The sequence below is a fragment of the Bacillus bruguierae genome (assembly GCF_037104725.1).
Taxonomy (GTDB): domain Bacteria; phylum Bacillota; class Bacilli; order Bacillales; family Bacillaceae_G; genus Bacillus_A; species Bacillus_A bruguierae.
In genome coordinates this window covers 129,258-139,889 of record NZ_JBAWSX010000012.1, presented here as the reverse complement: position 1 = coordinate 139,889, position 10,632 = coordinate 129,258, and the positions used below count along the sequence as shown (strand labels likewise).

Genomic DNA, 10,632 nt, shown 5'->3' with positions numbered 1-10,632 from the left:
TAATCATACCGATTTTAATCATGACAAGGCCTCATAAAATATATTCCCTAAATCCTTCTCTAATATATTTTTTTATGTTAAAAATAAAATTTAATTTATAATTCTAGATATGTAATTTCCTATTTCAACCTCTTATAAAACAGTTGATGATAAAACTGCTTTAAATGATTCATCCTTATTTCTTTCTATATCATCAAGCCATTTTTTTGCTCGATTCATATCGTTTGAGTTTGTAATTGAAATAGCATGGTTTGGGCCATTTAATTGATTCCATAAATTTTTTAAAACCGCCCTTGGCCCCATTTCTATCGCTTTAATAATATGTTTTTCTCTAATATATTTCATTGTATTCCACCATTGTACTGGATGCGTAATTTGTAATATTAATCCCCTTTTAACATCTTCAGGGCAAAAATATGGTAATCCTTCTAAATTTGAAATGACATTACATCCCGATCCAAAATCAATCGCTTTGATAGTTTTAGTTAGTTTATTTGCTGCTTCTTGCATTAATAAACTATGAAATGCTCCTGAAACTTTTAAAGTTGTATATTTAATATTAAAATGCTGTAAAGATTGTATAACTTTATCTATTGCTTTTTTCTCTCCAGAAATAGTGTATTGATTTGTAGAGTTATAACAGGAAATCACAGCAAAATACCCTTCATTTTTTAAACTGTCACAAATCCCTCTTAAATCATCTAGCTTTGAATGAGAAATTGATATCATTCTACCATCACTGTCCTCAGAAGCTCGCTGCATTAGCTCTCCTCTTAACTTAACAAGCTTTAATCCATCTTCAAGTTTTAAAGTACCACTTGTAATTAAGGCGGAGTATTCACCTAGACTATGCCCTGCAAAAATAACGGGTTTAATCCCAAATTCACTCATAAAGGCTTGATAAGCAGCTAAACTAACAGTGACTATAGCAGGTTGTGCATAGGATGTTTTCGTTAACAAATCATGTTCATTAAAGCATAGCGATTTAATATTCATTCCTAAAAGATCACTGGCTTCTTCAAAGACTAAACGGGCTTCCCGATAGTTTTCAAACAAATCTTTCCCCATACCTATGTACTGTGAGCCCTGCCCTGGAAATAACATAGCAATTTCCATAAATAAATCACCTCTCTGGTTACATTTGAAATACAAATAAAAGCTGAGAATTTGGCTTCTTTTAATGACATTTAATAATCAACGTTGACAATAACTGGAATCTAAATATTCAATCAATACTTCCAAAACCACAGGGCTGTTATAAAAATAACACACTATTTTGTATTTTTTTGTAAAATCATTGTAAATTTTTAGAATTATTTACAGATTATATTTGTTTTTTTATCCAGTCAATGTCTTTTTTTGTAGTAATTTGCCTTAAAATTTTATTATTAAAATCCTCACTATCCTAATATAAAAAAAGCATTTTTTATATAGGTTTACTGATATATAATCTACATCAATATTCAAAAAAACATATAAACTTAATCCCCATACAAAAACACCTTATTGTATAAAGCAATAACACCTGTACTCAATTAAAAATAAACTTTCCTACAAAATTATTATAAAAATGATTCACGTAGAAAATATTTATATTCTTATAGAAATATTTTTCTAGTTTTCAAAATATATATAAATCCATTTTAATTTTTCGGCATAGAAGTCACTGTTATGCAGAACACAACATGACCACTACTCTTTTTTTATGCCTTGTCTATAATTTTTATTGACTTATTCAATTGAGATTCCCCTCTTCAACCACTTATATGTATGATTATCATATATCCCTTTACATATGATAATTATTGGTTGATTCTTTTCATGATGATCCTAAATGATATAATTTATTTCTTTGAATGATGTATCAAATTTCTTGTTTAACATACAAACATCACTTGCCTGAAGTCCATTATTGCAAGGACTTCGCTAAGTTGTGTTCATACAACTACTCTCATCTCGTTATAGATTTAGAATATTATGGAATATTTAACACGCGGATTATATAATAAAGCTAAAAATCTCTATACTAATTTAGTTAGTATATATAAAATTAAAAAATCGACATAAAACCCTCCTTTTTTTAGGTGGGCGGGAGCATATGGCCATGCATAGAAGCGGTCATGTTGTATTCTGCATAGCAGTAATCCTATGTCAGAAAATTAAAATAAATATATATAAATTATTAAAAAGGAGCTATGTTAATTTCTTCTTGGCTGAGTGTATTATTATTTTTTTAATAATTCCAACAAAGGAGTGGGTTAAATGAAAATATATGCCGTTCATATTGATAAATCACCTTCGGATGATGAATTTCAGCGTATGATGCAAATTATTTCATTAAGTACGCGGAGAAAAATAGAAAGATATAAATTTAGAGAAGATATGGAAAGGACTTTAATTGGGGAAATACTCGTTCGTCACATTATAAAAGAAAAGTTCGGAATCTCTAACCATGAAATTCATTTTTCTAATAATAGTTATGGCAAGCCATACGCTGTCAATTTAGAGTCCTTTAACTATAATATATCTCATTCTGGATGTTGGGTTGTTCTTGCTGTAGATCATGCTCCTATAGGAATCGATATTGAGAAAGTAAAATCTATTGACTTAGATATTGCAAAACATTTTTTTAGTACAAAAGAATATTTAGATCTTATGAATACGGATATTTCTAAAAGAACTTCTTACTTTTACCAACTGTGGTCTATGAAGGAAAGCTATGTAAAACAAGTAGGAAAAGGATTAACAATTCCACTTAATTCATTTTCAGTCCAATTCGATCCAAAAAAGGGTGCCTCTATTGATGTACCCAAAATGCAACCCGATGTCTTTCTGAAAACTTATCCAATTGATACTAACTATCATATGGCTGTGTGTGCTACGAATCCATACTTTCCAAAAGAGATTATAATCAAAAACTATACAGATTTGTTTAAAATGAAAGAAGTAGGAACTTAACCTACTTCTTTAATAATGATATATCCCTATATTTTGAAGAATTTGTTGGATTTTTAATGCTACTTTTTCAGGATTTGACAAAGGAAACATATGCCCACCGTCAAAATCATGATAATTTACCGTCTGTATCCACTGACTCCATTCTGTTTGGTTATTAAAACATTTATAATCCTGCCTACCATTAAATATATGTACTGGTGTTTGAACTATTGTATGATTTTTATGTTTAAATTCTTCTAAAGCACGATAGTCTGACCTTAAAGAAGGTAAAAAATAATCCAAAATATCTTTATTTTCTAATAATTCTTCAGGTATTCCCCCTAATTTAGCAACATAATTCACAAACTCCTCGCGACCGAGTTGTGACATTTTCTTCCTTTTTATATTTGGAGCTTGAATAGCAGAAATAATAGCTACTTCTGGGTACACACCTTCCATCTCTAGTTCTTGCAAAAGACGGTAGACCATTAGTCCCCCCATACTATGTCCAAACAAAATAAAACGATCATTTTTGAACTCTAACAACATTTGTCTATATAAATTTACTAGATTTTCAAAATTAGATTCTAAAGGCATCGTGTTTGTACCATGTCCAGGCGGCTCTACTACGTGCATTGTACAAGTACCTCGCAAGTATTTATGCAGTGGACGAAATGAGGCAGAATATCCTCCAGCAAATGGAAAACAAATTAGGTGTAAATCATTCATATCACTATCTAATCGTTTTAAAATTTTCATCAATTTGGCCTCCTTCAGTTTGTCATTTATAAAGATAATTATTTAGCTTATACGTTATTTAAACAATAAAAGTTCCTTCTTTCATTCGCCACTCACTACTTTAAAAACGTAATTATATTTATCACCTACAGTCCATATATAAATACATGCTCTTTCTTAAAGAAGATTATAAAGCTTTAGCTAAATTGTGTCCATGTAACTATACAAGCTTTAAGCTTACTAATTAACTTAAAATCGGGTAACTACAGAAACATTTATTTCATAAGTTACTAAAAAATCAACATTAAAAATCGAGTATTGTTTCAAGATTCGACCGCTAAATCAAGTCATTTCTTGCATTTTTTTGTGAAACAACACCATCTAACATAGTCAAACAGCCTTGCATATTTTTAAAATAAGCAATTATTCTCTATAAGAATATACATCATTGTTTGAACACAGCTTATAAAGAGAACTTAATGTATTTCCAAAAATAAAAAAAGCTTTGCGCACACGCGCAAAGCTTTTTTCTTCCTATATTATAGACCAGCTTGTTCTTTTAAAGTTTCAGCTTTGTCTGTACGTTCCCATGAAAGATCTACATCAGTACGTCCGAAGTGGCCGTAAGCTGCTGTTTGTTTGTAAATTGGGCGACGTAAGTCTAACATTTTGATGATACCAGCTGGGCGAAGATCGAAGTTGTTGCGAACTAGTTCTACTAGTACTTCTTCAGATACTTTACCTGTGCCGAATGTATCAACAGAGATAGATACTGGTTGTGCTACGCCGATTGCATATGCAAGTTGTACTTCTGCTTTGTCAGCAAGTCCTGCTGCTACGATGTTTTTCGCAACGTAACGAGCTGCGTATGCTGCAGAGCGGTCAACTTTTGTTGCATCCTTACCAGAGAATGCACCGCCGCCGTGACGAGCATATCCGCCGTAAGTATCTACGATAATTTTACGACCTGTTAAGCCAGCATCCCCTTGTGGTCCACCGATAACGAAGCGGCCAGTTGGATTAATGAAGAATTTTGTTTCTTCATCGATTAATTCAGCTGGTACAACTGGTTTAATTACGAACTCTTTTAAGTTGCGATCGATTTGTTCCCAAGCAATTTCTGGATGATGTTGCGTAGAAATTACGATTGTATCGACGCGAACTGGTTTACCATTTTCATCATACTCAACTGTTACTTGTGTTTTACCGTCTGGACGTAAGTATGGTAATGTATCATCCTTACGAACTTCCGTTAAACGACGAGCTAATTTGTGAGCTAGTGAGATTGGAAGTGGCATTAATTCTTTTGTTTCATTACATGCAAAACCAAACATTAAACCTTGGTCGCCAGCACCGATTGCTTCAATCTCTTCGTCAGTCATTTGACCTTCGCGTGCTTCTAACGCTTGGTCAACACCCATTGCGATGTCAGCAGATTGTTCATCGATAGATGTTAAAACTGCACAAGTTTCTGCATCGAATCCGTATTTTGCACGAGTATAACCGATTCCTTGAATTGTTTCGCGAACGATTTTTGGAATATCTACATAAGTAGAAGTTGTAATCTCTCCCGCTACCAATACTAAACCAGTTGTTACTGTTGTTTCACAAGCTACACGTGCGTTTGCATCTTTTGCTAAGATTGCATCTAAAATAGAATCAGAAATTTGGTCACAAATTTTATCTGGATGTCCTTCAGTTACAGATTCAGATGTGAACAGATGACGTTTTTTTGTCATGTGGTAAACCTCCCTACAGTAATTGTATATATTGTACGGAACTCATCCTTAATTTGCCACAAACTGCGACATTCATGTATTTTCCCATACAAGTGCAAAAGAAAAACCTTTCCTTATAGAGGAAAGGTTTTATTTGCTACTTGCATACTGCTTTTTGCCCTTCGCTCTTATCGTTCGAGACCATTAGCCTCGCACAGGTTTAAGCACCTATTCACTTGCTTGCCTTGCATGCAAGTGAGGTTGCCGGGCTTCATCGGGCCTGTCCCTCCGCCAGCTCGGGATAAGAGAGTATCCGTCCTCAACTATACTAAAGAAATGACTTTCATTTGTCAATCCATATACACATATTCCTATAAGTTTTTAACCACAGAAATTTATGGAAAAAATAAGATAATAACACAAACAAAAATAAATAAATAGTATACATTATTTATATGATTGTGTTATACTTTTAGTGGGGATTACGATGAATATTCATAAATCAAATAAAGGATGGTATATAAATATGAGTACTGCGAATGTCCAAATTGGATTACATGAACTATTGAACGGAAGCAATGCACAGGTTCAATTGAGCGTTCCGCAATTAACGGAAAAGGTATTAATGAGAAAAGAAGGTCGATTAACTTCTACTGGCGCTGTTTCTGTTTCAACAGGAAAATATACAGGACGTTCTCCGAAAGATAAATTTATTGTAGACGAAGCATCTGTTACGGATAAAATTGCTTGGGGATCTGTAAACCAACCAATTTCTGAAGAGCATTTTAATAAATTATATGCAAAAGTGCTAGAATACTTAAAAGATAAAGAAGAACTATTCGTATTCAAAGGATTTGCAGGAGCAGACCGCAACTCCCGTCTTCCTCTTCAAGTTATTAATGAATACGCTTGGCATAACTTATTTGCGCATCAATTATTCATTCGTCCAACTGAAGAAGAATTAAAAAGTCATGATGCACAGTTCACAATTGTATCTGCACCAAACTTCAAAGCAGATCCAGAAGTCGACGGCACGAATTCAGAAACGTTTATTATTGTTTCTTTTGAAAAGCGTATCGTGTTAATCGGGGGTACCGAATACGCTGGCGAAATGAAAAAATCAATCTTCTCTATTATGAACTACTTACTTCCAGAGCAAGATATTTTATCTATGCACTGCTCTGCAAACGTAGGTGAAGAAGGCGATGTTGCTTTATTCTTCGGTTTATCTGGAACAGGGAAAACAACATTATCTGCTGATCCGCACCGCAAATTAATTGGTGATGACGAGCACGGCTGGTCTGATAACGGTGTATTTAATATCGAAGGCGGTTGCTATGCGAAATGTGTGAACTTATCTCGCGAGAAAGAGCCACAAATCTTTGACGCGATTAAATTCGGCTCTGTTTTAGAAAACGTTATGATTAATGATCAGACACGCATTGCAAATTACGATGACACTGCATTAACAGAAAATACACGTGCAGCTTATCCAATTGATGCAATTGATAACATCGTATTACCTAGCGTTGCAGGTCATCCAAATACAATTATTTTCTTAACTGCTGATGCATTTGGCGTATTGCCTCCAATCAGTAAATTAACGAAAGAGCAAGCTATGTATCATTTCTTAAGCGGTTACACTAGTAAACTAGCAGGAACTGAGCGCGGTATTACTTCACCACAAGCAACATTCTCAACATGCTTCGGTTCTCCGTTCTTACCGCTTGATGCATCTCGCTATGCAGAAATGCTTGGTGAAAAAATTGAGAAACATGATGCAAAAGTATTCTTAGTGAACACTGGCTGGACTGGCGGCGAATACGGCGTTGGAAAACGTATGAACTTAGGTCATACACGCGCAATGGTGCAAGCTGCATTAAACGGCGAGCTTGATAACACTGAAACAGTAAAACATGATATCTTTGGCCTTGAAGTACCACTTCATGTTCCTGGTGTACCTGATGAAGTATTAATGCCAGAACAAACGTGGGCTGATAAAGAAGCTTACAAAGTAAAAGCAACTGAACTTGCAAATAAGTTCAAAGAAAACTTCAAGAAATTTAATACTGTTTCTGAAACAATTGTAAACCTTGGCGGTCCAATCGCTTAACCTGACTTTACTGTGAAATATCCTAAATCATGTGAATAAGTATGTTGTTATTGCAAGAAAACAAGTACTCACCGACAAAGCCCACGTTTTCTTGTCATTGCACATACTTACATATAAAAAGAGGCTTACGAGTAATCTCGCAAGCCTCTTCCCTATTTCTTCGTATCTTTCATACTATAATATGCTAAATTAATAACGATTAATATATATCCGCCCATAATCCCGACAGCAAATGCCCACATTACCATATGATGCTCAATTTCGTACATAATAATAGCACCAAGTATCGCTGCTGCAAATCTGTTTATCATACCAAGAGTTGGTGATTTACTTTTTTTCACTATACTCTCTCCAATTTTTTCAATGCGGCGTCCTAAAATCCAAACACAATATGTGCTCACCAGAAAACCAAGACCAATTCCTAAAAAATGCGGAGAAAAAGGAGTAAATGCCCATCCTAACAGCATAAGTGCTAAAATATAATAAGTTTGTACTTTAAATGTTTGTAACGACATGCTAATCATGTTGTGACTCCTCTACTGCAAAATCTCTATATCAAACTTCATCCAAATTGAAAAAACACTTTTTTAGGTAGGCGAGAGTGATTGGCCATGCATAGAAGCGGTCAGGTCCTTTTCCTGCCACGTGCAATACAAAAGCAAATTACTTCTCCATAGCAGTGATTTATATATTGGATAATCAAAACAGTTTTTACTATTCACATAGTGTTTACATTATTAAAATATTTGCGCGAAATAACATTATATAAGATTTCTTTTGCGAGCAGCATGACGAATTGTGTCGTTTTTGTAAACATTTTTTTATGATTCTTGCAAAATACGATATCAATCTAACAAAATATGGATATGATATAGTAAGTACACAATAAAGGAGGGACTTCCATTGCTCTTCTTTCTCATCGCTCTTATTCATTTCGTTATCCCGGCTCTCGTCGGCTTAACATTATATTGGTACACACCTAAGCATAGTGTTTTCTATGCCGTCCTCAGCGTTCTTCTCACCGGTATGATTCTCGTCACTTATTTCCGCTTCCCTTTTCTTAACTGGATTCCATTTGTTATAGCTATTTTGTATCTAATTTTATTACCGAAAATCAAAAAATAAGAAAGCAGAGTAGATCTGCTTTCTTATTTTGATATAATTTATTTTATAAGTTACTGTTTCTCTGACTTTACAAACCATAGGACCATTGAACTACTCCCACCTATCTTCCTCGCTTCTCTCTGCATCTTGAGTACTATATTTATAAGTGATACCTTTCTCTTCCTTTCATTTGCAAATTCGACAAAATACGACAAAGTATTCACCGTTTATTTGCTAATATAGGTTAGGTAAGACAACCTTATATTCCTATATAATATATGAAAAATCAAAATATACGGGGGATAAAAAATCGTGAAGTTAATAAAGGTTAATAAAAAAGATGCTTTAGCATTCTCCGCTATCATACTCTCTATATTAATATGTTCTATTATTCAAATGAATTTATTTTGGGACAAAGATTTAGTATTGACGGGAGATGATATAGGATTCCATTTAAATCGTGTATTTGGATTAGCTGAAGCAATCAAAACATCTCACTACCCATTTTATATTGATAGTACCTTTTTAAATGGATATGGTTACGCAGCAAATTGGTTTTATCCTAACCTCTTTCTATTTCCAATGGCTATTTTATTGAATTTAGGATACAGTTTAGTAGTTTCCTATAAAACTTATATAATCATTTATACAATAGCAACAGCGTGCGTAACTTATTATTGCACCTATAAAATGAGCAAAAAAGTAACTTCATCAAGCTTTATGACTATATTGTATGTTTTTTCGCTCTATAGAGCATTTGATGTTTATCAAAGAGCCGCGCTTGGGGAATCATTGGCGTTTATCTTTCTCCCTGTTATATTGTATGGAATTTATGAAATTTTATATGGACAGAAAAAAAAGTGGTACATTTTAACGATTGGATTCACTGGAATCATTTATACTCATGTTTTATCAAGTGTATTAGCTTTTTGCATGCTACTGCTCTTCCTACTCCTTTCAATTCATAGACTCCGGGAGGATAAAACAAAAATAATTTATTTTGTTGTTGCTGGCGGAGTAACAATTTTATTATCAGCTTTTTTTATTTTTCCAATGGTAGAGCAAATGGCATCGAATACCTTCTATCTCAATACATATACTTTAACAACACCTAGCAATACGACATATTCACTCGGGACATTATGGAGAAGTATTACATTATATTATAAAGATTCTTCAATTATAGGATTAGGATACGTTCTATTTTTACCATTAATATACAGATTTAAAATTAAAAAGAAAAATACAATAATAAATTTTGCTGACAAATGCTTATTAATCGCAATGATATTTTTACTAATGACAACAAACTATTTCCCATGGCAACACTTCCATACGTTAGACGTTATACAATTCACATTTAGGCTTTTTGCACTTGTAACGTTATTAATGGCATTTAGCTGTTCGATTTATGTAGGCTATTCTGTTAAGAAAAAATATCATTCAATCGGTTTGCTATTTATTGTTCTTTCCCTATCAATCAGTAATGCATCGACAATAGCTCAATATTATAAAGATTTTCGCATACATGACAAAAATCAATTTAGAGGAGAGCAAACTTTTAAAGATTCATACAATATAGGCGCAGGTTCTGAATACCTACCTTCTGTTACAAAGATCGATGTTTTAAAATCACGAAAGAAAGACGAAGTTAAAACAAAAAATCGTACAACGAAATTAAGTCATATAGTAAAGGATGGCAATGAACTTTATATACATTTTGATGCAAAGAATAAAGATATCTTAGAACTTCCAATGATTTATTACAAAGGCTATGAAGTGAAAATTAACAACAAAATCGTTCCGATAAAAATGTCTAACAACGGATTGATAGAAGTACCAATCCAAGGAAAAGGGAAAATGGAAATATCATACCCAGGAACAGGTATTCAAAAATTCTCCTTTTACACGTCTATTACTACTTTCATTTTGTTGATGATTTTCATTCTTTTAAGAAGTATTATAAGAAATAAAGAACAGCAGCATAGTGGGGATTCTATAATGAAATATGCATAAAGTGAA

General features: G+C 33.3%; 8 protein-coding genes and 1 riboswitch. Of the genes, 4 read left to right on the top strand and 4 right to left on the bottom strand.

Going from position 1 to position 10,632, the window contains the following annotated elements; all coding sequences use genetic code 11:
• Window positions 1–132 precede the first annotated feature (132 nt).
• Window positions 133–1,116 carry an ACP S-malonyltransferase gene (locus WAZ07_RS18785; protein WP_336473655.1) on the bottom strand — a complete coding sequence of 328 codons (984 nt, stop codon included), beginning with the start codon at window positions 1,114–1,116 and terminating at the stop codon, window positions 133–135.
• A 1,146-nt stretch (window positions 1,117–2,262) separates the two neighbouring features.
• Between WAZ07_RS18785 and WAZ07_RS18780 the strand changes: the two genes are divergently transcribed.
• Window positions 2,263–2,958 carry a 4'-phosphopantetheinyl transferase family protein gene (locus tag WAZ07_RS18780; protein ID WP_336473654.1) on the top strand — a complete coding sequence of 232 codons (696 nt, stop codon included), beginning with the start codon at window positions 2,263–2,265 and terminating at the stop codon, window positions 2,956–2,958.
• 9 nt (window positions 2,959–2,967) lie between these two features.
• Here the strand turns inward: WAZ07_RS18780 and WAZ07_RS18775 are convergent, their stop codons facing one another.
• Window positions 2,968–3,699 carry a thioesterase II family protein gene (locus WAZ07_RS18775; protein ID WP_413788918.1) on the bottom strand — a complete coding sequence of 244 codons (732 nt, stop codon included), beginning with the start codon at window positions 3,697–3,699 and terminating at the stop codon, window positions 2,968–2,970.
• A gap of 515 nt (window positions 3,700–4,214) precedes the next feature.
• Window positions 4,215–5,414 (bottom strand): methionine adenosyltransferase, encoded by a 1,200-nt coding sequence (gene metK, locus WAZ07_RS18770; RefSeq protein WP_090916536.1) that lies wholly within the window; start codon window positions 5,412–5,414, stop codon window positions 4,215–4,217.
• 164 nt (window positions 5,415–5,578) lie between these two features.
• Window positions 5,579–5,701: riboswitch (SAM riboswitch) on the bottom strand.
• Between the two features lie 218 nt (window positions 5,702–5,919).
• Between metK and pckA the strand changes: the two genes are divergently transcribed.
• Window positions 5,920–7,506, top strand: a complete 1,587-nt coding sequence (gene pckA / locus WAZ07_RS18765; protein WP_090916667.1) for a phosphoenolpyruvate carboxykinase (ATP) — start codon at window positions 5,920–5,922, stop codon at window positions 7,504–7,506.
• Between the two features lie 152 nt (window positions 7,507–7,658).
• On the opposite strand, the gene WAZ07_RS18760 is transcribed toward pckA, so the two are convergent.
• Window positions 7,659–8,030 carry an ATP synthase subunit I gene (locus WAZ07_RS18760; RefSeq protein WP_336473652.1) on the bottom strand — a complete coding sequence of 124 codons (372 nt, stop codon included), beginning with the start codon at window positions 8,028–8,030 and terminating at the stop codon, window positions 7,659–7,661.
• A gap of 379 nt (window positions 8,031–8,409) precedes the next feature.
• Between WAZ07_RS18760 and WAZ07_RS18755 the strand changes: the two genes are divergently transcribed.
• On the top strand, window positions 8,410–8,631 hold the full coding sequence (locus WAZ07_RS18755; RefSeq protein ID WP_090916538.1) for a hypothetical protein: 222 nt from the start codon (window positions 8,410–8,412) through the stop codon (window positions 8,629–8,631).
• 291 nt (window positions 8,632–8,922) lie between these two features.
• Window positions 8,923–10,626, top strand: coding sequence for a 6-pyruvoyl-tetrahydropterin synthase-related protein (locus tag WAZ07_RS18750; protein ID WP_336473651.1), 1,704 nt, complete (start codon window positions 8,923–8,925; stop codon window positions 10,624–10,626).
• Window positions 10,627–10,632: the final 6 nt, after the last annotated feature.

Bases quoted from the DNA above. Each gene is read 5' to 3' on its own strand.
- WAZ07_RS18780 (WP_336473654.1), top strand. From the start codon at position 2,263: ATGAAAATATATGCCGTTCATATTGATAAATCACCTTCGGATGATGAA.
- WAZ07_RS18785 (WP_336473655.1), bottom strand. From the start codon at position 1,116: ATGGAAATTGCTATGTTATTTCCAGGGCAGGGCTCACAGTACATAGGT.
- metK (WP_090916536.1), bottom strand. From the start codon at position 5,414: ATGACAAAAAAACGTCATCTGTTCACATCTGAATCTGTAACTGAAGGA.
- WAZ07_RS18760 (WP_336473652.1), bottom strand. From the start codon at position 8,030: ATGATTAGCATGTCGTTACAAACATTTAAAGTACAAACTTATTATATT.
- pckA (WP_090916667.1), top strand. From the start codon at position 5,920: ATGAGTACTGCGAATGTCCAAATTGGATTACATGAACTATTGAACGGA.